General features: G+C 58.0%; 24 protein-coding genes and 2 tRNA genes. 16 read left to right on the plus strand and 10 right to left on the minus strand.

Going from position 1 to position 26093, the window contains the following annotated elements:
* Positions 1-75: 75 nt before the first annotated feature.
* Positions 76-765 carry a tyrosine-type recombinase/integrase gene (locus C7436_RS15525; RefSeq protein WP_211329880.1) on the plus strand — a complete coding sequence of 230 codons (690 nt, stop codon included), beginning with the start codon at positions 76-78 and terminating at the stop codon, positions 763-765.
* A gap of 128 nt (positions 766-893) precedes the next feature.
* A complete protein-coding gene (locus tag C7436_RS15530; protein WP_121208390.1) occupies positions 894-1628 on the plus strand; it encodes a type 2 periplasmic-binding domain-containing protein in 735 nt (244 codons plus the stop codon).
* An 84-nt stretch (positions 1629-1712) separates the two neighbouring features.
* Here C7436_RS15530 and C7436_RS15535 read toward each other — a convergent pair.
* The 9 genes from C7436_RS15535 to C7436_RS15575 all read right to left on the minus strand — a co-directional run bounded on the left by C7436_RS15535 (position 1713) and on the right by C7436_RS15575 (position 8819).
* A tRNA-Met gene (locus C7436_RS15535) sits at positions 1713-1789 on the minus strand.
* 91 nt (positions 1790-1880) lie between these two features.
* Positions 1881-2972, minus strand: a complete 1092-nt coding sequence (gene ychF, locus C7436_RS15540; protein ID WP_121208391.1) for a redox-regulated ATPase YchF — start codon at positions 2970-2972, stop codon at positions 1881-1883.
* 83 nt (positions 2973-3055) lie between these two features.
* On the minus strand, positions 3056-3646 hold the full coding sequence (gene pth / locus C7436_RS15545; RefSeq protein WP_121208392.1) for an aminoacyl-tRNA hydrolase: 591 nt from the start codon (positions 3644-3646) through the stop codon (positions 3056-3058).
* Positions 3647-3667: 21 nt separating this feature from the next.
* Positions 3668-4306 (minus strand): 50S ribosomal protein L25/general stress protein Ctc, encoded by a 639-nt coding sequence (locus C7436_RS15550; protein WP_011785829.1) that lies wholly within the window; start codon positions 4304-4306, stop codon positions 3668-3670.
* Positions 4307-4471: 165 nt separating this feature from the next.
* Positions 4472-5422 carry a ribose-phosphate diphosphokinase gene (locus C7436_RS15555; protein ID WP_011785828.1) on the minus strand — a complete coding sequence of 317 codons (951 nt, stop codon included), beginning with the start codon at positions 5420-5422 and terminating at the stop codon, positions 4472-4474.
* Positions 5423-5474: 52 nt separating this feature from the next.
* Positions 5475-5549 (minus strand) — tRNA-Gln (locus tag C7436_RS15560).
* 22 nt (positions 5550-5571) lie between these two features.
* Positions 5572-6435, minus strand: coding sequence for a 4-(cytidine 5'-diphospho)-2-C-methyl-D-erythritol kinase (gene ispE / locus C7436_RS15565; RefSeq protein WP_121208393.1), 864 nt, complete (start codon positions 6433-6435; stop codon positions 5572-5574).
* A 3-nt stretch (positions 6436-6438) separates the two neighbouring features.
* Complete coding sequence (lolB, locus tag C7436_RS15570) at positions 6439-7065, minus strand: lipoprotein insertase outer membrane protein LolB (protein ID WP_113879845.1); 627 nt, start codon at positions 7063-7065, stop codon at positions 6439-6441.
* On the minus strand, positions 7062-8819 hold the full coding sequence (locus C7436_RS15575; protein ID WP_121208394.1) for a tetratricopeptide repeat protein: 1758 nt from the start codon (positions 8817-8819) through the stop codon (positions 7062-7064). The genes lolB and C7436_RS15575 overlap by 4 nt, the downstream gene beginning before the upstream one ends.
* A 234-nt stretch (positions 8820-9053) precedes the next feature.
* Here C7436_RS15575 and hemA point away from each other — a divergent pair, with 234 nt between their 5' ends.
* From hemA to C7436_RS15595, 4 genes are read left to right on the plus strand one after another with little or no spacing between them, the layout of a single operon-like run.
* The gene (gene hemA, locus C7436_RS15580; protein ID WP_011785824.1) at positions 9054-10343 is read left to right on the plus strand and encodes a glutamyl-tRNA reductase; all 1290 of its coding nucleotides are present in this window, start codon (positions 9054-9056) and stop codon (positions 10341-10343) included.
* On the plus strand, positions 10340-11431 hold the full coding sequence (gene prfA, locus C7436_RS15585) for a peptide chain release factor 1 (protein ID WP_011785823.1): 1092 nt from the start codon (positions 10340-10342) through the stop codon (positions 11429-11431). Before hemA ends, prfA begins: the two co-directional genes overlap by 4 nt.
* The gene (gene prmC, locus C7436_RS15590; RefSeq protein ID WP_121208395.1) at positions 11418-12275 is read left to right on the plus strand and encodes a peptide chain release factor N(5)-glutamine methyltransferase; all 858 of its coding nucleotides are present in this window, start codon (positions 11418-11420) and stop codon (positions 12273-12275) included. The genes prfA and prmC overlap by 14 nt, the downstream gene beginning before the upstream one ends.
* 11 nt (positions 12276-12286) lie before the next feature.
* The gene (locus C7436_RS15595; protein ID WP_121208396.1) at positions 12287-13033 is read left to right on the plus strand and encodes a HesA/MoeB/ThiF family protein; all 747 of its coding nucleotides are present in this window, start codon (positions 12287-12289) and stop codon (positions 13031-13033) included.
* A gap of 143 nt (positions 13034-13176) precedes the next feature.
* On the opposite strand, the gene phrB is transcribed toward C7436_RS15595, so the two are convergent.
* Entirely contained in the window at positions 13177-14568 is a 1392-nt protein-coding gene (gene phrB, locus C7436_RS15600; protein WP_121208397.1) for a deoxyribodipyrimidine photo-lyase, read from the minus strand.
* Between the two features lie 151 nt (positions 14569-14719).
* Between phrB and C7436_RS15605 the strand changes: the two genes are divergently transcribed.
* The 10 genes from C7436_RS15605 to C7436_RS15650 all read left to right on the plus strand — a co-directional run bounded on the left by C7436_RS15605 (position 14720) and on the right by C7436_RS15650 (position 26089).
* Positions 14720-15532, plus strand: coding sequence for a hypothetical protein (locus tag C7436_RS15605; RefSeq protein ID WP_121208398.1), 813 nt, complete (start codon positions 14720-14722; stop codon positions 15530-15532).
* Between the two features lie 20 nt (positions 15533-15552).
* Positions 15553-16440, plus strand: coding sequence for a mechanosensitive ion channel family protein (locus tag C7436_RS15610; protein WP_023008868.1), 888 nt, complete (start codon positions 15553-15555; stop codon positions 16438-16440).
* Positions 16421-16912: an ATP-dependent zinc protease family protein gene (locus C7436_RS15615; protein ID WP_011785817.1), complete on the plus strand. Its 492-nt coding sequence runs from the start codon at positions 16421-16423 to the stop codon at positions 16910-16912. The genes C7436_RS15610 and C7436_RS15615 overlap by 20 nt, the downstream gene beginning before the upstream one ends.
* A 2-nt stretch (positions 16913-16914) precedes the next feature.
* Positions 16915-17820 carry a 30S ribosomal protein S6--L-glutamate ligase gene (gene rimK / locus C7436_RS15620; protein ID WP_011785816.1) on the plus strand — a complete coding sequence of 302 codons (906 nt, stop codon included), beginning with the start codon at positions 16915-16917 and terminating at the stop codon, positions 17818-17820.
* A gap of 6 nt (positions 17821-17826) precedes the next feature.
* Complete coding sequence (locus tag C7436_RS15625; RefSeq protein ID WP_121208399.1) at positions 17827-18894, plus strand: succinylglutamate desuccinylase/aspartoacylase family protein; 1068 nt, start codon at positions 17827-17829, stop codon at positions 18892-18894.
* A gap of 18 nt (positions 18895-18912) precedes the next feature.
* A complete protein-coding gene (locus C7436_RS15630; protein WP_121208400.1) occupies positions 18913-19338 on the plus strand; it encodes a secondary thiamine-phosphate synthase enzyme YjbQ in 426 nt (141 codons plus the stop codon).
* A gap of 222 nt (positions 19339-19560) precedes the next feature.
* Positions 19561-20538 carry a TAXI family TRAP transporter solute-binding subunit gene (locus C7436_RS15635; RefSeq protein ID WP_011785813.1) on the plus strand — a complete coding sequence of 326 codons (978 nt, stop codon included), beginning with the start codon at positions 19561-19563 and terminating at the stop codon, positions 20536-20538.
* 84 nt (positions 20539-20622) lie between these two features.
* Positions 20623-22818, plus strand: coding sequence for a TRAP transporter permease (locus C7436_RS15640; protein ID WP_121208401.1), 2196 nt, complete (start codon positions 20623-20625; stop codon positions 22816-22818).
* Positions 22819-22925: 107 nt separating this feature from the next.
* Positions 22926-24740, plus strand: a complete 1815-nt coding sequence (locus C7436_RS15645) for a sensor histidine kinase (protein WP_121208402.1) — start codon at positions 22926-22928, stop codon at positions 24738-24740.
* Positions 24737-26089: a sigma-54-dependent transcriptional regulator gene (locus tag C7436_RS15650; RefSeq protein WP_011785810.1), complete on the plus strand. Its 1353-nt coding sequence runs from the start codon at positions 24737-24739 to the stop codon at positions 26087-26089. The genes C7436_RS15645 and C7436_RS15650 overlap by 4 nt, the downstream gene beginning before the upstream one ends.
* Positions 26090-26093: the final 4 nt, after the last annotated feature.

Genomic DNA, 26093 nt, shown 5'->3' on the forward strand with positions numbered 1-26093 from the left:
GCTCTAACCTGTTCTAGCCATCGTCGCCGTAACCAGAAACTGATCGTCACCCGGTTGCTGAACTAAACTATCTTCGTGAGCTGCCAAAATAAGGGGGTAGGACAGCAAGTCAGCGCCGGCACCTGCAACCATGAGCAGCGTTACCTGTCGTCTGTCTTCTCGGAAATGGTGCGTATTGGCCACCTGAAGACAAGCCCCATTGCTCCGGTTCGCCAGGTGAGAGTGAAAGAACGGGAAATGTCCTTCCTCACTATCGAGCAGTGCAAGCAGCTCCTGGACGAATGCCGCAATAGCACCAACCACTTTGTGTGGTCAGTCGCCATGATCCGCCTGGCTACCGGCTCCCGATGGGCAGAAGCGGAGACACTAACGCAGTCGTGCATTGTCTCGGGTAAGGTCATTTTCAGGGATACGAAGAACGGAAAGAGCAGGGCAGTACCGATTACTCCCAGCATCCAGGAGCAAGTGCTCGAAAACGCGCTCCCTGGCCCAGGACGATTGTTTGGCCCTTGCCGATCAGCGTTCAGGTCAGCGTATGAACGGTGTGGATTCTCAACGCCGCAACAACTGACCCACATCCTGCGCCACACCTTCGCCAGTCACTACATGATGAACGGGGGCGACATACTCACGCTCCAGCGCATCCTCGGACACGGCAACATCACCATGACCATGCGCTATGCCCACCTCTCACCGGATCACCTTGAATCGGCTATCAGGCTCTGTCCCGTTGCTGAACTCCAGCCTTCATTAAAGTCAATGTAAAAGAAAGTGTAATAACTGAGTATCGGATTCCACCAATCAAATATTTCACCTATGTTACAGAGTGGGTGATGCATTTTTCTGCGTTCCAAAGACCAATTTCCGCAATGGTTTAGAAAGGTTTTCGATTGATGCTAATTTGGCGAGTTTGTTTATTTCCAATACTTTTTATTGGTGTCCCTGGACAACTGTTTGCCGATCATGTGCTTCGTGTTGGAGTTAGTGAGGCTATGGTGGGAATGCTTGAAGCTGCTGATGGGAACTTGGCTGGCCTAATGGCCGAGCCCTATAACTGTATATTTGAAGACGCTCGTTATTCTGTTCAGCTTTTCGTCCTGCCACTGAAACGAGGGCTTTATTATCTCGAGACCGGAGAGCTTGATGTTTTCCTGCCACTAGCGAAGACACCCGAGCGAGACCACGCATTAATTTTTGGTGGGCGATTAGATAGCGCTGAATACTCTTACGTGTCCTTTAAACCCTTTTCCGAAGAGTCAGACTTTTCCCGTTCGAAATTCGTGCTTCTGAGAGGTGCTGCAGGCAAAGTGTTCCTGCCTGAAACTGCTGATCAAGTCTATCAAGTGAATAATAGGAGTCAGGTGCTTAATATGCTCCTGCGGGATCGGGTTGATGTTGCAGTTGTTCCCACTCTTCTCGTAAAGGAGATATTGGGTGAACGTCTAATGGATGCCTACGTCAGGCCCGCCGGGATTCTCCCAGCGTCACTCTACCTCTCGCCTAAACACAAGAGTGCGGAATTGAAGTACCAGATTTTGAAATCGGTTGAGCGATGTCGATTCGAATCACCGTGTTCCCCAGGTGAGGATCTTGGTTTTGCTCAATGTCGGTCGGATGTATTCTTCTAAAAGAGGTTGTGGGGACACTCGGGGGACAAAAAGGGGACAACCATAAAAAAAGGGCTACAGCGTGAGCTGTAACCCTTTGAATTCTGGTAGCAAGGGGCGGAGTCGAACCGCCGACCCCAGCATTATGAGTGCTGTGCTCTAACCAACTGAGCTACCTTGCCATTTCGCTTTGGGACACGCCCCAAACGAGGCGCGTATTTTCGGTATTTGGGCTCATCCTGTCAAGGCTTTACGGCCAAAAAATACCGAAAATTACACGTTGAACCGGAAGTGAATAACATCGCCGTCTTTGACGATGTAATCCTTGCCCTCCAGGCGCCATTTGCCGGCATCTTTGGCGCCGGCTTCGCCGTTGTACTGTACGAAATCGTCGTAGCTCACCACCTCAGCCCGGATGAAGCCGCGTTCGAAGTCGGTGTGGATAACGCTAGCCGCCTGAGGGGCTGTGGCGCCGATTCTGACGGTCCAGGCACGCACTTCCTTCACGCCGGCGGTAAAGTACGTTTGCAAGCCAAGCAGGCCGTAACCGGCGCGGATCACACGGTCCAGCCCAGGTTCTTCCATGCCCATTTCGTCCAGGAACATGGATTTCTCTTCGTCTTCCAGTTCAGAGATCTCGGCTTCAAGCTTGTTGCAGATGGGTACCACGACTGCGTTTTCAGAAGCGGCAATCTCACGCACCTTGTCCAGGTGGGGATTGTTCTCGAAGCCGTCTTCGTTCACGTTGGCGATGTACATGGTGGGCTTGACGGTAAGCAGGCACAGTTCACGGATCAGTGCCATCTGGTCTTTGTCCAGGCCCATGCCGCGCACGGGGTTGCCCTCGTTCAGCACCGGCAGCAGCTTTTCAAACATCTCCAGCTGGGCCTTGGCTTCCTTGTCACCGCTCTTGGCTACGCGCTGTACTCGCTTGATAGCTTTCTCGACGGTATCCAGGTCAGCCAGGGCCAGCTCGGTGTTGATCACTTCGATGTCGGAAGCGGGATCTACCTTGTTGGCCACGTGGATGACGTTGCCGTCTTCAAAACAGCGCACCACGTGAGCAATGGCATCGGTCTGGCGGATGTTGGCCAGGAACTGGTTGCCCAGGCCTTCGCCCTTGGAGGCGCCGGCGACCAGGCCGGCGATGTCGACGAACTCCATGGTGGTGGGCACCACCCGCTCCGGCTTGACGATCTCCGCCAGTTTGGTGAGGCGCGGGTCGGGCATGGCCACCACGCCGGCGTTCGGCTCGATGGTGCAGAACGGGAAGTTTTCCGCGCCGATGCCGGCTTTGGTCAGTGCGTTGAACAGGGTGGATTTGCCGACGTTGGGAAGGCCGACGATGCCGCAGTTAAATCCCATGGAATGCCTCTGCTGGAACTGAAAAATTTGGGCGGATTATACCGGTGTATCGGTAAGGGTGCGAGTAAGGGGATGTGCCTTGTTCAGGGCGTTGGTTTGAAGCTGTGCAAACGGTTCATGGCGGCAGCCAGTTTGCCGTTGGCGGCATCCGGTAATACCCGCATGACTTCGTCAAACATGGCGGTCAATTGTTCGGTTTCCTGTTTGCCCAGTCGGCCCAGTACAAAACCGGTGACTTTGCGGCTGTCGCCGGGGTGGCCTATGCCAAGGCGCAGGCGCTGGAAATCGTTGGTGCCCAGATGGGCGATGGTGTCGCGCAGCCCGTTGTGGCCGCCGTGGCCGCCGCCTTTCTTGAGTTTGGCCGTGCCGGGAGGCAGGTCAAGCTCGTCGTGGGCAACCAGAATCTGTTCAGGGGAGATCTTGAAGAAGTCCGCCAGGGCCTTGATGGCAGTGCCGCTGCGGTTCATAAAGGTGCTGGGGTTCAGTAAGTGCAGGTCCAGGCCCTGCCACTGAATGCGGGCGTATAGCCCGTGGTACTTCTTTTCGGGACGGAGCGTCTGACCCGCTTCGCGGGCCAGCGCTTCGACGAACAGGGCGCCGGCGTTGTGGCGGGTATTCTCGTAGTCGGAACCGGGATTTCCCAGTCCAACCACCATGACAATATCCTGTGCCATTCGCCGTTGCCCCCGGAGTTATTACTCCTCGCCGCCTTCTTCGCCTTCCTCGCCTTCAGCGTCGTCCGCCTTGGCGCCTTTCGGCTTGTGGATAGAGGCAACTGGCAGGTCGTGGTCTTCGCCCTGCTGCAGAGCGGCAACTTTAACGCCTTTCGGCAGTTTCAGGTCGCTCAGGTGAACTACCTGGTCCATCTCGACTTCGTTCAGGTCGACTTCAATGAACTCGGGCAGGTTCTGCGGCAGACAGATCACTTCAACTTCGGTCATGGTGTGGGAAACAATGCCACCCTGGAGTTTCACGGCCGGAGCTGTGTCTTCGTTGATGAAGTGCAGCGGTACGTTAACGTGAATCTCGTGGTCCTTGTCAACGCGCAGGAAGTCGGCGTGAGTCAGGATGGGCTTGTACGGATGACGCTGCAGATCCTTCAGGATCACGCTCTCTTTTTTGCCCTGAATGTCGACGGTCAGGATGTGAGAGAAGAAGGCTTCGTTTTCGATGGCCTTTTTCAGCTCATTGTGCCAGATGGCGACCGGAGTTGCGTCTTTGCCGCCACCGTAGATGATGGCCGGAATCTTACGCTCTTCGCGACGCAGGCGGCGGCTCGCACCTTTCCCCTGATCGTCACGAGGAAATGCTTCAATAACAAAATCCTGAGACATGGTAATTACCTCGTTGGTCATCTGAGCGGCCCGCGACCAGGCTCTGAACAGATGAGCATTTCAAAAAGACCGGAGTTTTCCGATCGACTAAAAGAGTCGGGAGCCCTGTTGGACTCCCGACCCGGAAACTGCCTTTAAGTCTGAGGGTTACAGCGATAAGTCTGTTCAGACGTTCTCGAACATGGCACTGATGGACTCTTCGTTGCTCACGCGGCGAATGGATTCGGCGAGCAGCCCAGCCATGCTGAGGGGGCGGATTCTATCACAATTTTTGGCTTTGTCACCCAGCGGGATGGTGTCGCACACCACCAGTTCGTCCAGCTCCGAGTTGTTGATGTTCTCGATGGCCGGGCCGGAAAGTACCGGGTGAGTAATGTAGGCAACCACGCGGGAGGCGCCGTGCTCTTTGAGCGCGTTGGCGGCTTTGCACAGTGTGCCGGCGGTGTCGACGATGTCATCCACCAGGATGCAGGTCTTGTCGCGGACGTCACCGATGATGTGCATTACCTGGGAAACGTTGGCCTTGGGGCGACGCTTGTCGATAATGGCCAGGTCGGCATCATCCAGGCGCTTGGCAACAGCACGGGCGCGGACAACGCCGCCTACGTCCGGAGATACGACGACAAAGTTCTCGAACCGCTGTTTTTCAATGTCTTCAAGCAGTACCGGGGTGGCGTAGATGTTGTCCACCGGGATATCGAAGAAGCCCTGAATCTGGTCGGCGTGCAGGTCTACGGTCAGCACACGATCCACGCCAATGCTGGAAATCATGTCGGCGACCACTTTGGCGCTGATGGCTACCCGGGTAGAGCGAACGCGACGATCCTGACGGGCATAGCCGTAGTAAGGAATAACGGCAGTGATTCGTGTGGCGGATGCACGACGCAGGGCGTCAGCCATCACGATCAGTTCCATCAGGTTGTCGTTGGTGGGGTAGCAGGTGGGCTGGATAATGAAAACGTCGTGACCACGAACATTCTCATTGATTTCAACGGTGGTCTCGCCATCGCTGAAGCGGCCTACAGTGGCCTGGCCCATGGGAATATGGAGTTTTCTGGCAATATCACGCGCAAGTTCGGGGTTGGCATTGCCAGCGAAAATCATCAATTTGGACACGACAGCATCCTTCTCAGTATCGGCGTTTGATTCAGAAGAAGCGGGAGAAAGGTGGCTGGGGTGGCAGGATTCGAACCTGCGCATGACGGGATCAAAACCCGTTGCCTTACCACTTGGCGACACCCCAATATCATCGTGCTTTTTTGGCATCATTTCAGCTCTGTCAGCTTTTTGTGCAGAGGTGACTGGTTCACCCCTTTAGCTACGAACCCCGTGATGCCGGAGGGTTTGCTTTCCCAGATAATCCGGGCTGCGGATTCTGTCGGGAAACGTCCAAAAATGCAAGCCCCGGTTCCGGTTAATCTTGCAGGTCCGAATTGTGAAAGCCACTCCAGGCTCTGGTTAACCTCAGGATACAGTTTTCGAACTACATCCTCACAGTCGTTTCGGTACCTCGAGGCGTCTCCCTCAAAAGCGGGGCGTATTTTGATTTTTGGTGTGTCCCTTGTCAACCCTTCGGCTGAAAAAATCTTTCCGGTGCTGATGTTGCACTCGGGTTTGAGCACCACAAACCAGTCTTCCGGCGGGTTTGTGGGGGTCAGCTTTTCGCCGACACCCTCGCCAAAGGCTGCATGGCCACGCACAAATACCGGCACATCGGCGCCCAGGCGCAGCCCGATTTCTGCAAGCTGGTCTTCGCCCAGATTCAGTTCCCAGAGGCGGTTCATTGCAAGCAGGGTGGTTGCGGCGTTGGAGCTGCCGCCACCCAGGCCGCCGCCCATGGGCAAGCGCTTGTGGATGTGAATGGTAACGCCGGGGAGCGTGTTCTCGGTGGTTTCGGTCAGGGCTTTGGCTGCCCTGATCACCAGGTTGTCATTGTCCGGAACGCCTGATACGGGTTCTGCCAGTCGTATGCCGGGCTGCTCCGGAGTCAGTGTGAACGTGAGTTCGTCGCCATAGTCCAGAAACTGGAACAGGGTCTGGAGCTCGTGGTATCCGTCCGGGCGCCGGCCAACGATATGCAGGAACAGGTTGAGTTTGGCGGGCGAGGGCAGGGTAATCCGGGTTAACAATACTCAGTCCTCTTGTTGCCATTCGCTGATGACCACGCGTACCCGTTTGTCGCCGTTCAGGGCTGTGATCCGGGCAGGAAGCGCGGGCAGGCTGTCAATGAATGGCTGCCAGCGGTCATAGCGAATTTCCCAGCCATCCTGCCGCAGGATGGCCAGTTGGTGCTGTTCGTCGAACAGCAGGCGGAAATCACCCTCCGGCGCCGGCAGTCCCCGAACCCACCAGGCGAGGTTGTCGATGGGCAGGTTCCACCCTGTAGCGGCGGCCACCAGGGTTTCCGGGTCTGAGGACTGGTAGGTCTCACCATTGGCCAGGGTTAATTCTATGAAGCCCGGAACGCCCGTGAGTCGTGTTGTGCCCATGCCCAGGAATGAGGATGACAGCGAGAGGTCGTAGCGTTCACCCTGCTGGCGCCAGCCGTTGATAATGGCAGTGCCGCTGTCTGAGGGTTGTTTTACCGCCAGCTTTCCTCTCAGTTGCCATTGGTCAAAGCGGCTCAGGTGGTTGCTGCGCTCGGCCCAGTCGGCGGGCGGCTGGTTGGTCATGCCCTCGGGCAAGGGTTCCAGCTGGATGGTGGTACAGCCGGTCATGGCACCGGTTAGCAGTGCCACGCCGAGTAGTCTTCGGATCATTGGTCGGCCCCATCACTGGTCAGCCGGTCGATGGTTTCCCGAAGAATTTCATGGTCCGGGCTCTGGTCCAGTCCTTCTTCCCAGATGATGCGTGCCTGTTCTTCATTACCGGTTACCCACAGGACTTCGCCATAGTGTGCCGCTACTTCCGGGTCCGGGTAGGCTTCCCAGGCGCGGGCCAGAAAGTCGAGGGCCTGATTCGTTTCGCCCTGGCGGAACAGTATCCATCCCATGCTGTCGAGAATAGCCGGGTTTTCCGGGTCCAGCTCAAGGGCTTTCTCAATATAACCGCGGGCTTCATCCAGGCGATCAGTACGTACCGTCAGAATGTAGCCCAGGGCGTTCAGGGCAACGGCATTGTCCGGTTGCAGTTCGAGGATGGTTTTCAAATCCTGCTCTGCGCCAGCCGGTTCTCCCATGGTGTCCTGTAGCATGGCCCGCGCATAGCGAAGTTCAACGTTGTTCGGGTAGCTTTCCAGTGCAGCATCGGCTGCGGCAAGGGCTTGCTCATTCCGCTCCTGATCGATCAGCAGATTCACCTCCAGCAGCCAGAATTTCTCGGCGTGATCAGGGGCTCGCTCGCGCAGGTTCTGGATATGGGCAATGGCCTGGTCCAGTTCGCCGGCCTGGGCCTGCAGTTCGCTGGCACGGGCCAGCGACGGGAAGAAATAGTTTCCCCGTTGCACGCTCTGGTAGTACTCGATCGCCTGGTCGGTATTGCCGGCATCTTCCTCAATGCGTCCCAGGTAGTAGCTGGCTTCATCTTCATGATGGCCCTGCTCGATCAGGCGGGTCAGTTCCTCCCGGGCCAGTGCGGGTTGCTGGTTTTCCAGGGCGACCAGGGCGTGTGAGAGTCTCAGTCCCGGGGTGTCCGGATAGCGTTTTACCAGCCGTTCAAATTCGTCCTGGGCCGCCTGCAGCTCTCCCTCGTTAATCAGCATGCGGCCATAGAGGGTGCCCATCTGGCGGTTGGCCGGGAAGCGCCGGGTGTTGGTGGTCAGGTAATTCAGTGCCTCACGTTTCTGCCCGGTCTGGTAGAGCAGGTCGCCCTTGAGGATGATGGCCGGCTGAAAGCTAGGCTCTTGCTCAAGCAATTGGTTGATCTGCCGGAGGGCGACGGTCGGGGTGCCAGTTATTTTCTGCAGCAGGGCAATGCTGTACTGCAGTTCGGGGTTATCCGGGTGCTTGACTGCCAGTTGACTGTATAGCGTCAACAGCTCCTGTTGCTGCGCGGGCGGCAGTCCCGCGGCCATGGCAGCGAGGCTGTCAAAATCCGCGTCTTCTCCCTGGTCCATGATCTGCTCCATATGGAACAGGGCGTTTTCCAGTTTCTGGCGCTTGACCGCCTGAATGGCCGATATCCGATGTGCTTCCAGATTGTCGGGGTCCACGTCCAGCCAGAGTGTAGCCAGTTGTTGCTGGGCATTGTCTGCATTCAGAGACTGGGCGATCCGCATGGCCCGCTCAATCACGCCGGTGTCCCGTGAGGTTTTCGCAGCCTGGAGGTAATTGACCAGGGTGACATCGTAACGGCCACGCTGGCCTGCCACTTCAGCCGACAGAAGCTGGTAAAGCACTTCCGGTTCGAATTCGGCATAGTTGATGGGCGTGGCAGGCGGGGTAGCTGCGGGGGTATCGGTCCCGGTTACCTCATCGGCGGGTTCCGGGGTACCGGAAAATACGGCGCAGCCCGGAAGTGTGACGAGAGTGAGTCCCAACAGGCAGGTAACCAGATACGGTGCGGATTTTTGCATGCAACTTCCTGTGTGCTATCGGCGATAGGTCAGTGAAAACCGTTTTCTGCCCGGTAATTGAGGCAGATCGGGTTGCGGCCACGGCCAAGGCCCTATAATGGCATAAGCGTCTGAACTTGCCCAACCTGTCCGCACTTGCCGAAGGCGACGGGTTTTCGGGTGGCGACTGAGCAGTTGCCCCGGTAGAATGGCGAGTGATTATCCATAATCAGGGCAGGGTTTTCTGTACTCCAAATGGCACTAGTAACGCTGGGAATTAACCATCGCACCGCACCCGTGGAGATCCGCGAGCGTGTGGCGTTCACGCCGGAGCGAATGGCCGAGGCCTTTTCAGAACTCCGTGCTGCCTCCGGTGCCAGCGAGGCGGCTATCCTGTCCACCTGCAACCGGACGGAACTCTATCTGGCCGGCGATGACGACTGTGCCCCCTCGGTGCTGCGCTGGCTGGCCGGTTTCCACGAGCTGGATGTGGCCGATCTTGAAAACGTACTCTATGTGCATCGGGATTCCGACGCGGTTCGTCATATGATGCGGGTGGCCGCCGGCCTGGACTCCATGGTGTTGGGCGAGCCGCAGATTCTGGGCCAGCTCAAGGATGCCTATGCGCTGGCGCGGGAACACAGCGCCACCGGTTCCTTTCTATCCCGGTTGTTCGAGCAGACCTTTTCAGTAGCCAAGCGGGTACGCACCCAGACGGCCATTGGTGAAAACCCGGTGTCGGTTGCCTATGCCTCGGTCAGCATGGCGCACCACATTTTTGCGGACATGTCCCGCAACAAGGCGCTGCTGATTGGTGCCGGGAAAACCATTGAACTGGTCGCACGACACCTGGCAGAAGCCGGTGTGCGTAGTTTTCTGGTGGCTAACCGTACGCTGGAGAAGGCCCAGGCGCTGGCAGAAGCCCACGGTGGTAAAGGCATTCTGCTGTCGGAAATTCCGGATCATCTTTCCGACGTGGATATCGTGATTTCCTCCACCGCCAGCCCCTTGCCGATTCTGGGCAAAGGCGCGGTGGAAAGGGCGTTGAAGAAGCGCAAACACCGGCCCTATTTCATGGTCGACATTGCCGTGCCCCGGGATATTGAACCGGAAGTGGCGTCACTGGCCGACGTCTACCTCTATACCGTAGACGACCTGCGCCAGGTGATTGAAGAGAATATTCGCTCCCGGGAAGGCGCGGCCCGGGAGGCGGAAAACCTGATCAGCAGTGGCGTTCAGGATTTTCTGGATCAGCTGCGTGCCCTGGATGCGGTTTCCACTCTCAAGGTGTTCCGTCAGCGTGCAGAATTGCTGCGCGATGTCGAAACCGAAAAAGCCTTGCGCGCCCTGCGCAACGGCACCGATCCGGAGACGGCCCTGCGCTCACTGGCACGGGGCCTGACCAACAAACTTCTGCACCAACCCTCGGTTCAGGTACGCAAGGCGATGGCCGAAGGCCGTACCGAAGTGACCGAATGCCTGAGGGAGCTTTACCAGCTGGACGCACTGGAAGCTGACGAGCCCACCACCACGGAAAAACTATGAAACCATCCATCCAGTCCCGCCTCGAACAGCTTGTTGAAAGGTTCGAGGAGGTGAACGCGTTGCTGAGTGATGCATCGGTGATTGCCAATCAGGATAAATTCCGGGACCTGTCCCGCGAGTTCGCCGAGATTGAACCGGTGGTCAAGTGTTTTCAGGCTTGGCGACAGTCTCTGGAGGACATCGATGCGGCCACGGAACTGGCCAAAGACGGCGATGCAGACATGCGGGAAATGGCCGAAGAGGAGCTGGCCAGTGCCCGGGCTCGCAGTGAAGAGCTGGACGAAGAATTGCAGCGTTTAATGCTGCCCAAAGACCCCAATGACACCAAGAATGTGTTCCTGGAAATCCGTGCCGGCACCGGGGGCGATGAAGCCGCTATCTTTGCCGGCGACCTGTTTCGCATGTATTCCCGCTATGCAGAGAAACGCCGGTGGCAGGTCGAAGTGCTCAGCGAAAATGAAGGGGAGCACGGCGGTTTCAAGGAAATCATCGCCCGCCTCTCTGGCGATGGTGTTTATGGCACGCTGAAATTTGAATCCGGTGCGCACCGGGTGCAGAGAGTGCCGGAAACCGAATCCCAGGGCCGCATTCACACCTCGGCCTGCACAGTTGCCGTGATGCCGGAGGCCGACGAAGCCGAAGCGGTCGAGATCAACAAAGCCGATCTGCGGGTGGATACCTTCCGCTCCTCCGGTGCCGGTGGTCAGCACGTGAACAAAACCGACTCGGCCATCCGCATCACCCACCTGCCCACGGGCATTGTGGTGGAATGCCAGGAAGAACGTTCCCAGCACAAGAACCGCGCCAAGGCCCTGAGCCTGCTGGCCTCCCGCCTTCAGAATGCCGAGCTGGAAAAGCAGCAGAAGAGCATGGCGGAAACCCGCAAGAGCCTGGTGGGCAGCGGTGATCGTTCCGAACGTATCCGCACCTACAACTTCCCCCAGGGCCGGGTAACGGATCATCGTATCAACCTGACTCTGTACAAGCTCGACGAAGTGATTGCCGGAGACCTGGACGCCGTGGTGGTTCCCTTGCAGCAGGAACACCAGGCCGAACTGCTGGCAGATATGGCCAATGAGCAGCAGTGAATGTTCGCTTACCTGTGAGGCCCTGCTGAGAGAAGCGGCAGGCCGGATTGGTGGTGAGTCTCCCAGGCTGGATGCCGAACTCCTGTTGAGCCATATCACCGGCCTGACCCGCACCAGTTTCCGGGCGTGGCCGGGGCGGGACGTGCCGGTGGAGCAGGCAGAGCGGTTCTTCGCGTTGGTGGGCGAGCGTGCCAGCGGCCAACCCGTTGCCTATCTGCTGGGGGAGCAGGAGTTCTGGTCTCTCCCTCTGAAAGTCAGTCCGTCCACCCTGATCCCCCGGCCAGATACGGAGTGCGTGGTAGAGGCCGCGCTGTCGCTGGAATTACCTGCCAGCGCAAGCGTGCTGGACCTCGGCACCGGCACCGGTGCTATCGCGCTGGCTCTGGCCAGTGAACAGCCTGGCTGGCAGATTATGGCCAGTGACCGTGTGGAAGACGCGGTCGAGCTGGCCCGGGAAAACAGCCAGCGCCTGGGATTGCCTGTTACCGTGGTAAAGAGCCACTGGTTCGACCAGATTCCCGCCGGTACTTTCGACCTTCTGATTTCCAATCCACCGTATATACCGGCCAGCGACCGTCATTTAAGGGAAGGCGATGTGCGCTTCGAGCCTGAATCTGCCCTTGTGGCCGGAGACGACGGTCTGGACGATATTCGTCTGCTGGTGACCGAAGGACTGAACTGGCTCAACCCCAATGGCTGGATGCTGCTGGAGCATGGCTACGACCAGGGCAGCGCTGTACGGGATTTGTTTGCAAAAGCCGGATGGCGCAACATGGAAACCCGCAAAGATTACGGCGGCAATGATCGCATGACCCTGGCCAGGAAACCGGCCAGCGACCAATAGCGAGAACAACTATGCTCAGCGACGAAGAACTCCTCCGCTACAGCCGGCAAATCCTGATGCCCCGGTTCGACATCGCCGGCCAGGAAAAACTCAAAGCCGCCCACGTACTGGTTATTGGCGCTGGCGGCCTGGGTTGTCCTGTGGCCCTCTACCTGGGCGCCGCAGGTATTGGCCACCTGACTCTGGTTGACGATGACCAGATCGAGCTGGCAAATCTGCAGCGCCAGATAGCCTTTGAGCAAAGCTGGCTGGGCAATTCAAAAGCCGAGCGTCTGGCCGAGCGGGTGAGGGCGATCAATCCGGAGATTACCGTTAATGCGGTGAATCGCCGGGTGGATGGTGATGATTTGCGCCATCTGGTGAGCGAATCCACACTGGTGCTGGACTGCACGGACAACTTCAATACCCGGTTCGCCCTGAACCGGGCTTCGGTTTCTTCGAAAGTGCCCCTGGTTTCGGGGGCTGCAATAAGAGGTGAAGGCCAGCTTTCCGTTTACGATCCTCGCCAGTCGGAAAGCCCTTGTTACCATTGCCTGTATCCTGAACAGGGCAACGAAGACCTGACCTGCTCGGAAGCTGGTGTCATTGCTCCGCTCGTCGGTATGATCGGCTCGGCTCAGGCGATGGAAGCTGTAAAGGTCATCTCAGAGGTTGGTAAACCATTGGTAGGCAGTCTGCTAATTCTGGATGCCTGGCAGATGGAATGGCGGGAGATGAAGCTGGCAAGAGATCCCGAGTGCCCAGTCTGCGCAAGTTAACTCCAGGATAGGTCAGGGTTGGGGGAGGTCTTTCCAAAACCCTGTGGAGCCATGGATGGCGGAACGGAGCCTACATGGATGTATTTACGGCGTGTTTTGGAAAGACCTCCCCCAACCCTGACCGGCAACGAGACTCCAAAGTCTCAATCCTTCAGCGCCTGAAACCTGGCGATGGCTTCTTTGCGGGACTCTTTCAGGTCCACAATGGGTTTGGGATAGCCTTTTGGGATAACACCACCCCTGGAAGGGTCATGAATCCGCTTGTTGTCGAGCTTTGCCAGCTCCGGCACCCAGTTCCGAATAAACTCCCCCTTAGGATCAAACCGCTCACTCTGGGTCACCGGATTGAACACCCGAAAGTAGGGCGCAGCATCGGTACCCGTTGAGGCACTCCACTGCCAGCCACCGTTGTTAGACGCCAGAAAGCCATCCACCAGATTCTGCATAAACCAGGCTTCACCAAGCCGCCAGTCGATAAACAGGTTCTTGGTGAGGAACATGGCAGTGATCATCCGCAGGCGATTGTGCATCCAGCCGGTGGCTTTCAACTGGCGCATGGCTGCATCCACAATAGGGATGCCCGTGCGGCCTTCCTTCCAGGCTTCGAAATGCTCGCCCGGCGTATTCCAGGCCAGAGCCTCGGTTTCCTCCTTGAACGCACGTCCCATACCCACTCGCGGGTAGTGATAAAGGATATGGATGTAGAAATCCCGCCAGGCGATTTCATTGATCCAGGTTTCCACGCCTTCCCCGGAAAGGCCGGATTGCTTTGCCGCAATCAGGCACTGGCGCCCGGAGAGCACGCCATTGGCCAGGTAGGGGGAGAGCTGGCTGGTGCCATCCAGCGCCGGGAAGTCCCGGTTATCTTTGTAGTCCTTGGCGCGCTCCGCCAGAAACGCTTCCAGCTGCTCGTGAGCGGCATCCTCTCCCGTTGGTACCAGGGGCTCCGGTGTCTCTCTGAACGGCGCAGGCAGGGTGTCGGTCTTTTCGGGTTTGACCGCGTTGCCGACCGCGGCGGGCCTGGGGTGCAGAGTGGGCCGTGTTTCCTCTATCCAGCTGCGCCAGCGCCGGGAGAAGGGGGTAAACACTGAATAGGGTTCGTTCTGCTGGGTCAGAATCTGGCCGACCGGGGCGACTGTCTGATCCCGGTACTTGCTCACCCGGATGCCGAAGTCCACCAGGCGATCGCGCAGTGCTTTATCCCTGCGGCGTTCATTAATGCCGTACTCCTCGTTGAAATGGACCTCGGCAATGTCACTGTCCGTGCAGAACTGCAGCAGCGCATCGCTGCCATCCGAAAAACGCTCGGCGTTCAGGAATGTCAGTGGAACGCCAAGCTCAGCCAGTTCCCGGGCCAGGGCGTTGGCGTGTTCAAGAACAAAGCGTACCCGGGCGGCAGACCAGTCGTGTTCCTGCCATTGCTGAGGGGTAACTACAAAACACGCGCGCACCGGGTCTCCGGACCGGCACGCGGCCGTCAGGGCAGGGTTGTCGGCAAGCCGAAGGTCGTTACGGAACCACACCAGTTGTGTCATCGGGTCATCCAGGTCGTTGACGGGTGCATATAAGGGTAAATACAACCCAAAAAATCATAGGCTTGTATATTCGCTGCAACTACCGGATTGGATTATAGTTAAAACCAGCCGCCACCGAATCACGCTGACAACAAGGAGCCGTTTCGCAGGCATGACCGAGCAAACCGAAAGCCAGCGCGAAGGTGTCTGGGCGCACCCCTATCAACTGGCATCCGGCCAGACACAGCAACATCAGCTTGGACATACCCGGGTCTGGATTACCCTGCTGGACCTTGAGTGGCAGGTGCGTGAGGAGAAGCTGGATATTCATTCCGATCCCCTCCATTGGCAGGAAACCCTGGGCCATACCGTGCCATCCGCTGATATCCCAGTGCAGCGTTTTGTGCGTATGGATGATAACGGTATCGTCCGCTTCAACCCCGCTATGGGCTGTCGTCCCACGGTTATACGGCCGTTCCAGCCTTTAACCATTCCTGCCGGTGGGCGCTGTTTGCTTTACGTGGGAACATCCTTGTGGATGAAAGTGTGTGTAGGTGATGGGCAAACGGAGCTGACCGAGATCCCGCTGGCCGTGCCCTCCATGACCTGGCTTGGCCGTAACACCATGGAGGGAGAGCTTTGCTACGCTTCCTCCACGTTTGGTCGTCTGGCACTTGAGGCGGTGCCGAAACGGCCCTGGCGGGCCGTTACTCCGGTGACCATCATCAATCGCCGTGAGCAGTCACTGCTGCTGGAGAGGTTCAGCCTGCCCACGCCATTGCTGGCCCTTTATCGTAACGAGCGTGGACAGCTGTGGACGCCGGGAGTCACGGTAGAGTGTGAAACCGATATGAACTCCGCCAGCCTGAATATTGAACAGTCAGTACCCGCCTGTGCCGGTCAATGCCAACTGGTGGCGCCGCCCCGGGAAAAGCTGGCCAAAGGGCGCCGCCTGGTGCGGGCGTTTGACCGGATGTTTGGCTGACAGAATCAGGAGCAACTCTGTTGATTGAGGCTATTGAGGCTACGTTTATTCAATTGATCAGTGGCATTGCCTGGGGGCAGTGGCTGGCGGCGGGCTTTTTGCTGGTGCTGGGTATCTTCCTGGGTACCATGCTGGCCCGGAGCGTCGGGCGGCTGGTCGAAAGCCGCACTTCACGGCACCACCAGGTGCTCATCCGGCGCCTGGTGTTCTATGTGATTTTCGTGCTGTTTGCTATCGCAGCACTGCGGGAAGCCGGGTTTTCACTGGAAGTGGTGCTGGGGGCGGCCGGTATTCTTACGGTAGCCATTGGCTTTGCTTCGCAGACATCGGCCTCCAACATCATCAGTGGCCTGTTTCTGGTGATGGAGCGCCCGTTTGAGATAGGCGATGTCATCGAAGCGGATGCCACCATTGGTGAGGTGGTGGCGATTGATCTGCTCAGTGTAAAGCTGAGAACACCGGACAACCTGTATGTGCGTATCCCCAATGAAACCCTGATCAAAACCCGGGTGGTGAACCGGTCCCGGTTTCCGATCCGGCGGATCGATTTGGTGATCGGTATCGCCTACGCTGAAGATGTGGAGCGGGTGCGGGATCTGTTGCTCGGGCTGGCGGAGACCAATCCGCATTGCCTGGAAGAGCCCCGGCCATTTGTGCTGGTTACCGGTTTCGGGCCTTCGTCTGTGGATCTCCAGTTTTCCTTCTGGGTGGCACGGGAGGATTTCCTGGAAGGTAAAGGCGGCATGATGGTCGCCATCAAGAAGGCACTGGACGGGGCCGGTATTGAAATACCGTTTCCCCACACCAGTGTCTACGCCGGCAGTCATTCCGAACCTTTCCGCATACAGCTGGTCGGGTCGGAACAACAGCAAGAAAAGGAATTACCGGATGTCGACAATAAAACCTGAAGCCATCAAAACCACTCCCCCGAAAGCCGCGGAGAACAAGGTTAGTCTGGGGTGGCGGGAATGGGTGGCGCTGCCGGATCTTGATATCCAGCGTATCAAGGCCAAGGTGGATACTGGCGCCAGGACATCCTGTCTGCACACGTTCCGAACCGAGCCCTATACCGAAAACGGCGAACGTCGTGTGAAGTTCTGGGTGCACCCGGTTCAGAACGATCTGCACCATGTGGTGGAATGCGATGCCCGGGTGCTGGACGAGCGCACGGTATCGGATTCCGGTGGCCACAAGGAACAACGCCTGGTGATTGAAACCACGCTGGTCCTGGGCGACCAGAGCTGGCCCATTGAAATGACACTGACCAACCGGGACTCCATGCGGTTCCGGATGTTACTTGGGCGCACCGCCATGGCGGGACGCTCAACGATTTACCCCGAAGCTTCTTATCTTGCCGGTGAGCCGGCACCAAGGACCTGACTATGAAAATTGCGGTACTGTCCCGAAACCGTCACCTGTATTCGACCCGGCGTCTGGTGGAGGAAGGCATTAACCGTGGCCACGAAGTGAAGGTCATCGACTGCCTGCACTGCTCCATGAACATCACCTCTGCTGACCCGAAAATCCACTACCACGAAGAGGTGCTGGAGGATTTTGATGTGGTGATCCCCCGTATTGGTGCCTCAGTCACCTTTTACGGCACCGCGGTACTCAGGCAGTTTGAAATGATGGGTGTGTTCCCGGTGAACGAATCGGTCGCCATCACCCGTTCCCGGGACAAGCTGCGCTCTTTGCAGCTGCTGGCCCGTAAGGGTGTAGGTATGCCAGTGACCGGCTTTGCCAACAAACCGGACAACGTACCGGAACTGCTGAAAATGGTGGGAGGGGCTCCGGTGGTCATCAAGCTGCTGCAGGGCACCCAGGGTATCGGTGTGGTGCTGGCGGAAACCCGTAAGGCGGCAGAAAGTGTTATTGAAGCCTTTATGGGCCTGAAAGCCGATATTCTGGTGCAGGAGTTCATCAAGGAAGCGGGCGGTGCCGATATTCGCTGTTTCGTGATCGGTGACAAGGTCATTGCCGCCATGAAGCGCCAGGGCGCCGAAGGCGAATTCCGCTCCAACCTGCACCGCGGCGGCACCGCCTCGCTGGTGCGGATTACCCCGGAAGAACGCCGCACCGCTATCACCGCCGCAAAGGCCATGGGCCTGAATGTGGCCGGTGTTGACCTGCTGCGTTCCAGCCGTGGCCCGCTGGTGATGGAGGTAAACTCTTCGCCGGGCCTGGAGGGTATTGAAAATGCCACCGGCAAGAACGTGGCCGGCATGATCATTAACTGGACCGAAAAGAACTATAAACCCTGGAAAACCAAAACCCGGGGCAGGGGATAAGCAGGCATGGCCAGAGCACCGTTTGAGATTGCCGGCGTACAGGTGAAAGCCGGTACCCGGGAGACCGTGGAAGTCCCGGTGGCAAAACTCTACACCCATACCCCGCTGCATATTCCGGTGGAAGTGGTGCACGGTCGCCGGGACGGCCCGGTGTTGATGGTGTGTGGTGCCATTCACGGCGATGAGATCAACGGTGTTGAAATCATCCGCCGGGTGTTGAAGAACTCCGCGCTCCGGCACCTTCGGGGCACCCTGGTGGCGGTTCCCATTGTCAATATCTTCGGGTTTGTACAGCGTACCCGCTACCTGCCCGACCGGCGGGATTTGAACCGGTGTTTCCCGGGCTCAGAGAGTGGTTCTCTGGGTGGGCGTATTGCCTATCTGTTGCGCACCCAGATCATGGAAAGCGTCACCCACATTATCGATCTGCATACCGGCGCCATTCACCGGTTCAATCTGCCGCAGATCCGTGCGGAACTGAAAAATCCCGAAACCTCTCGAATGGCTGAGGCTTTCGGTGCACCGATTATCATCAATGCCGGTTTGCGCGAAGGTAGCCTGCGTGCCTACGCCGATTCACTGGATATTCCGGTCATTACTTTTGAAGGCGGCGAAGCCCTGCGCTTTGACGATGTCGTCATTGCCAGCGGCGTGAAGGGCATTATCCGGGTAATGCGGGAACTGGAAATGGTGCCGGCCAAGAAAGGCCCCAAGGCGCCGAAAAAGCGTTCGGAAACGGCGGCCAATTCGCAGTGGGTGCGGGCAGATATCGACGGCATCATGCGGCCGGTGGCCAGGCTGGGCCAGAAGGTCCGCAAGGGGCAGCGGCTGGCCATGGTAGCCGACCCCTTTGGCGAGACTGAAGTGGCTATTACTTCACCCTGTTCCGGGATCGTCATCTGTGTGAACAACCTGCCCTTGGTGAACGAAGGTGAGGCCATCTACCACGTGGCGCGGTTTGATGAGTTGGGTGAGGCCGAGAAGGCCATGGATTACTTCCGCAGTTCCTTCGAGAGCGAGATGTCGGAAGAAGCGGTGGTGCCGGTACACCCCTGGGATGAACTTCAGAAATAACCGACTGTTGGAGCACGTATGATCTGGCACCAGAACACTATTGAGCTGGCCCCGCTGCCCAGGGGATTTAACCTGGTGACCAACGAAATCCTGGCCCAGGCGCCGGAACTGACTAACTGCGAAGTGGGGTTGCTGAACCTGTTCATACAGCACACCTCCGCTTCTCTTTCCATCAATGAAAACGCCGACCCGGACGTGCGTGGCGATCTGGAGCGTCACTTCAATGTGATGGTGCCGGAACACGCCGACTATTACGAGCACACCCTGGAAGGCCCGGATGACACCACCTCCCACATCAAAAGCGTGATTATCGGGCCGTCGCTGACCATCCCCATCAGCCATGGCCATCTGGCTCTCGGTACCTGGCAGGGCATCTACCTTTGCGAACACCGGAATCATGCCGGTGGTCGAAAAATTGTGGCGACTTTGCAGGGTCGTTGGTAAGCGTTCAGGCGCTCCCCATAGGGGTGGGTTTCCACCCATAGGCGATTCTTCTCTGGGTGGAAATCCACCCATTAATTGCATGTCCTTCCGGCCAATCCGGCTTAGAAATCTGTTTTATAAGTAGTTTCCCGAACTGGCCTGGCCCTTGCTGAATGCTCCCCCAGCGAGGCCGGGCAGGTCTCATCAGCACCCAACCAACAAGATGAATCGGGAGCATTTCTTATGAAACTTCAAACCATTCTGGCGGCTGCGATCGCCTCCTCCGTTGTTGCTGGCCCTGTGATTGCCCAGGATCGTGCCGGCTGGCCTGAGAGCTTTACCGTTGGCACGGCAAGCCAGGGCGGCACCTACTTTGCCTATGGCTCCGGCTGGGCGAACTTTGTGGCGGAGAATCTGGGGGTGTCTGGTGGCGCTGAGATCACCGGCGGACCGGTTCAGAACATGGCGCTGGTCCACACCGGAGACCTGAAGTTTGGCCTGACCACCATGGGCCCCGCCCGTGAGTCCGTGGACGGGCAGAGCCCGCTGGCACCGGGCATGAAGATGGACAACGTCTGTGCCATGTTCCCGATGTATGAAACCCCGTTCTCCATTGCCACGCTGTCCAGCTCCGGTATTACCAGCATCTCCGAGATTCCGGACGGCGCCACCATTGGTTTCGGGCCGGCCGGCTCCACCTCGGATACCTATTTCCCGCGCATGATGGAAACGCTGGGCGTCAAGTTCGAGCGTCGTAACGGCAGCTGGTCCGATCTGGGTGGCCAGCTTCAGGACGGTCTGATTGATGTGGTGGCCTTTGCGGCCGGTATTCCCATTCCGGCGGTCAGCCAGTTGGAAGTTCAGACCGACGTTAACGTGATCGGCATGAACGACGATGAAGCCAAGAAGATCGTCGACAACTTCCCGGTGTCTGAGTTCGTGATTCCGGCCAGCACTTACCAGTCCCTGGACGCCCCGTCCCGTGTGGTCTCCATGTGGAACTTCGCCATGGTGAACTGCGACATGCCGGAAAGCTTTGTGTATGAAATCACCAAGCTGACCATGGAGAACAACGACAAGATGGTGTCGATCCACAAGGCGGCGCGCCACTCCGTTCCCGAGAACTACACCAAGAACAAGGTACTGCCCTGGCATCCGGGTGCGGCACGCTGGTTCAACGAGAACGGCTATCCCATCGAAGACGCGGCCATCAAGCAGTAATGAACCTGGCCGGAGGGTCGCCTGACGACCCTTCGGCATCCGGTCGATACCGATTCACCGCCTCTCAGACAGGCAGGACTTATCATGACCAAAGAACAATCCCATGCCGGTGGCGAAACGCAGCTGGCAGAAAACCTGACGGTCAATGAAGACCATGTATTGGCCCACAATGTGGATGAAGAACCGGTGGAGGCGAACCGTCGCCTGTACACCGGTATTTTGCTGAAGTTCGTGGTGTTGCTGGCCATTGCCTATTCGGCGTTTCACCTCTACACCCTGAACGTGTCGCCCATGGAAACCTGGTCGTTCCGTATTGTGCACGTGGCCGGTGCCCTGGTGTTGGGCTTTATACTGTTTGCCGGTGCCCGCTTCGTTTCCGGTGAAGAAGGTGCTGCGCGGCATCGCTGGACCACCTGGTTTGCAGCAGTCGCACTGATTCCAGCGCTCTATGCGCTGTACCAGACTTACGCCTTTCACCAGATGATTCTGGGCGGTACCCTGCGGATTCCCGCCGAGCTGGAAACCTGGCACTTTGGCTGGCCGCTGCTGGCGGCTTCCGGTGTGGGTATTGTCATGAGCTGGTTCCACCAGCGCGACCGTGCCCGGTTCAGCGTGCCGGATCTGGTTCTGATCGTCTGCTCTGTGGCGGTTGCCGCCTACCTACTGGTGGTGTTCAACACCTCTATGCGGATGACCACCGGCACCGCCTTCGCCCCCGTGGGCATTTCTTTCGCCGCCGTGGCCGGTACCGCGCTGATTATGGAGCTTACCCGCCGGGTAGCCGGTATGGCTCTGGTGGTGATTGCGCTGGTGTTTCTTGCCTACGTCTTCGCCGGCCCCTACCTTCCGGGCTTTCTGGGGTATCCCGGGCTGTCGGTGCAGCGCTTCTTCAGCCAGGTGTATACCGATGCCGGTATCCTCGGGCCGACCACGGCGGTGTCTTCGACCTACATTATCCTGTTCATTATCTTTGCCGCGTTTCTGCAGGCGTCGAAGGTAGGTGACTACTTTGTGAATTTCGCCTTTGCAGCGGCTGGCCGGTCCCGGGGTGGTCCCGCCAAAGTCTCCATTTTCGCCTCTGGCCTGATGGGTATGATCAACGGCACCAGTGCCGGGAACGTGGTATCCACTGGTTCCCTGACCATCCCCTTGATGAAGCGGGTTGGCTACAGCAAGGAATCCGCCGGCGCGGTTGAAGCAGCAGCGTCTACGGGCGGGCAGATCATGCCGCCGATCATGGGTGCGGGTGCCTTCATCATGGCGGAGATTACCGGTATTCCCTATACCGAAATTGCCATTGCGGCGATCATTCCGGCGATTCTGTACTTCGCCTCGGTCTACTTCATGGTCGATTTCGAGGCCAAGAAGCTCGGAATGCGCGGCATGCGCGAAGACGAGCTGCCCAATTTGCGCCTGATGCTGCGCCAGGTATACCTGTTTGTGCCCATCATCATTCTGATCGTGGTGTTGTTCCAGGGCTACTCGGTGATTCGTGCAGGTACTCTGGCCACGATTTCCGCGGCGGTGGTCAGCTGGATTTCCCCCAACAAGATGGGCATGCGGCAGATTCTGCATGCGTTTGAGATAGCGGCCTATATGTCGATTCAGATCATCGTGGTCTGTGCGGCCGCCGGTGTCATTGTGGGTGTGATCTCACTCACCGGCGTCGGCGCGCGGTTCTCGGTGCTGTTGCTGGATGTGGCGGCCCACAGCCATCTGCTGGCTCTGGTGTTTGCCATGTTTATTTCCATTCTGCTAGGCATGGGCATGCCGACCACCGCAGCTTATGCCGTTGCAGCTTCGGTCGTGGCCCCGGGTCTGGTGCAGTTGGGGATTGAACCGCTGACGGCGCACTTCTTTGTCTTCTACTTTGCCGTGGTCTCGGCCATCACGCCGCCTGTGGCACTGGCGTCCTATGCGGCGGCGGGTATTTCCGGTGCCAACGCCATGTCCACATCGGTAGCGTCATTCCGGATCGGCATTGCGGCGTTCATCGTGCCCTTCATGTTCTTCTACAACAGTGCCCTGTTGATGGAAGGAGGGTGGTTCGAAATCGGACGGGCACTGATTACCGCTACCTTTGGCGTGTACCTGCTGTCTGCCGGTGTGCTGGGCTGGTTCGCACGGTCGTCCGCCCCGGTTCTGGTACGGCTGTTACTGGTGGCCGCAGCCCTGCTGACCATCGAGGGTGGTTTGTGGACGGATCTGGCGGGTATCGCGCTGGCGGTAATCGCCATGCTCATCCAGCGCAAGCGTGCGCCGGCTCTGGCCGCAGCCTGATATGGCCAGTACCCGGAGGACAACCTGCCGCTGAGCGGGTTGTCCTGCCGGTCCGGGGGCGCTAGGCTTGGCCGAAGCCCCTCTTTGATGTTTCGGAACTGAATTCCATGCTCCAGCGCTTCAGCGTCGTTGTGATTCTGGTTGTCATCATGCTGCTGTCCTGGCTTCTGGGCGGTTGGTACGGTTATCGCCAGCTGGAGCAGGAGGCCCTGCAAGAGGCTTTCCGGTACCGACAACTGGTTGCGAACGAGCTGAACCGGTATCTGCCGGTTCCGGCTCTTATCGCCGAACACCCCCTGTTAGCCGACGCACTCAAGCAACCGAATGATGCTGTGACCCTGCTTCGGGCCAACGAGCAGATGCAAAGAATGGCGAACATTGTCGGCGGCTCAGATATCTACCTGATGGATTTGTCTGGTTTGACGATTGCGGCCAACAATTTCGGCCAGCCGGACACCTTCGTCGGCAATAATTACGCGTTTCGCCCCTACTTTTCTGAAGCCGTGCAAACCGGAGATTCCGTGGCCTATTTTGCCCTGGGTTTACGGTCCCTGGAGCGTGGTCTGTACTTCACTCATCCGGTGCGCGATCAGCGGGGCAAGATGCTCGGGGTCGTAGCCATCAAGATATTGGTCCATGAGCTGGAGTCGCAGTGGCACCGGCCAGAATCGACCCAGCAGGCGCAAATGGTGGTGCTGGACGGCGACGGCATCAGTTTTCTGTCCAGTCGCAGCCAGTGGTTGTATCGGGACTTTCGGCCAGGTGACAAGGCCGAAAAAACCGCCCGCGTGCGGCAGCGTTACCCCGAACGGGATTTAGCGCCTGTTGACTTCTCGGTCACTGGCAAGCCGTGGGGGCTGGCGGATTATTCCACACGGATTCAGTTACGGGACAGCAACAGTGCCGGCACGTACCTGACCGTCGAGGTGGACTTGCCCAGGCTGGACTGGAGCCTGATGGTACTGTCCGAGACGCGATCAGTACTCTGGACCCGCGCCGGTTTCCTGGTCAGCGGGCTGGCCTTGTTCCTGGCCGGGTTCCTTACCTGGTTGTATCTCCGCGAACGATACCGGCGGGAACGTGAACTGGCCTTGAGGGGAGAGCAGTTGGAGCGTCGCGTTGCTCAGCGGACAGCCGATCTTAAACGTTCCAATGACCAACTGCTGGAAGAGATACAGGAGCGGGAGAGAGCCCAGACCGAGTTGCGTGAAACCCAGCAAGAGCTCATCCAGGCTGCCAAGCTAGCGGTGCTCGGGCAAATGTCGGCGGGTCTGAACCACGAGATCAATCAGCCCCTGACCGCTATCCAGGGTTATGCCCGCAACAGTCGGAAGTTTCTGGAGCGAGGGGCCACCGATATGGTGGATGCCAACCTGGGGGAAATTGTTGCCCTGTGCGACAAGATGGCGGAGCTCATCCGACAGTTTAAGGTGTTCGCGAGAAAATCCGAGGGCCCTCCGTCGGTGGTTGATCTCAGATTGGCGGTGGATGGAGCCCTCAAGATCATTCGTGCCCAGCACAGCAGTAGCGGCATTGGCATCGATTGGCATCGCCCGGAGCAGCCGGTCATGTGCCACGGCGATCTGATCCGGATCGAGCAGGTGATGGTCAATCTGGTGGCGAACGCGGTTCAGGCGGTTGAAGGCCGTGACGAGCCGTTGATCGAGATCATGATTGATGAAGAAGAGGGGAACTGGCGTTGCCGGGTTCGAGACAATGGGCATGGCCTTCCCGGTAACACAGAGAAGGTGTTCGAACCGTTTTTTACCACCCGCTCCGTCAAACAGGGGTTGGGCCTGGGGCTTTCCATTTCCCGTCAGATCGTTGAAGCTCTGGGCGGAAACCTGGTCGGCCACAATCGTGACGATGGTCCGGGTGCCGAGTTCGTTCTCAAATTGAAACAGCGTAGGGCAGAGGAATGACAACCGCTTCAGTCATTTTTGTCGATGACGACCCGGATATCCGGCCACTGATGGAACAGACCCTGGAGCTGGAGGATATCCCGGTGGCCTGTTTTGCGGATGGTGCGTCAGCCTTGCAGGAGGTTCATCCGGATTTCGAGGGCATCGTCCTGTGTGATTACAACATGCCGGGCATGGACGGCCTGGATGTGTTGCAGCGCATCCGGCAGATTGATGAAGATATTCCGGTCATTCTGCTGACTGGTCAGGGCGATATCAGCACGGCGGTATCGGCCATGCAGCAGGGTGCCTACGATTTCATCGAGAAACCGTTTGATCACGAGGAGTTGATTGAACTTCTGCGGCATGCCCTTGAGAAACGGCATCTGGCGCTTGAGAACCGGCGGCTGAAAGCTCAGCTCCGACACCTTGCCCGCCCCGGCCCCCGGATGCTGGGCGATTCGCCGGCTATGCAACGGGTGATGGCGACCATTGATCCGGTATTGGATATCTCCGCAAACGTGCTCCTTCATGGTGAGACGGGGTCCGGTAAGGACGCGCTGGCCAGATATATCCATGAAAACAGTCCACGCAGCAGCCACAATTTTGTTGCGATCAATTGCGGCGCTGTACCCGAGAATCTGATCGAAAGCGAGCTGTTCGGGCACGAGGCCGGTGCCTTCACAGGTGCTGACAAACGACGTGTTGGCAAGATAGAACACGCTCATCGGGGAACCCTGTTCCTGGATGAGCTGGAAAGTATGCCCATGCCGTTGCAGATAAAACTGCTCCGGGTTCTTGAGGAGCAACGGGTTGAGCGGCTTGGCAGCAACCAGGTCGTTGACGTGGACGTACGTATTATCGCCGCCACCAAATCCGATCTGAAGGAACTGAGTGACAAGGGAGAATTCCGGTCCGACCTTTATTACCGACTGAATGTGGTGAAAGTGGATATTCCGCCGTTGCGGGAGCGAAAGGAAGACATCCCCAAACTGTTCCATCACTTTGTGCTGATTGCTGCCGCTCGCTATGACCGCGAGAGTGTGCCTTTGGACGCACGTCAGGCTGCCCGGCTGATGCAGCATTCCTGGCCCGGCAACGTTCGGGAACTGCGTAACCTGGCTGAGCGATATGTCTTGCTGGGCCCGGCAGCCCTGGCCGAAGGGGATTCCGCCAGCGGACCGAACATTGCCAGCCGGCAGACGTTGTCGGAAATGATGGATGGCTTTGAACGCTCGGCTATTGTCAGTGCTCTGAACGCCTGCCACGGTAGCATCAAGGACACCATGGTTCAGCTCGGGATTGCCCGCAAGACGCTGTATGACAAAATGAAGAAACACGGGCTGGACAAAGCCGAGTTCAAGGACTGACCGT

Origin of the sequence: Marinobacter nauticus (genome assembly GCF_003634635.1) — a bacterium.
In the GTDB taxonomy this organism is placed as follows: Bacteria; Pseudomonadota; Gammaproteobacteria; order Pseudomonadales; family Oleiphilaceae; genus Marinobacter; species Marinobacter nauticus.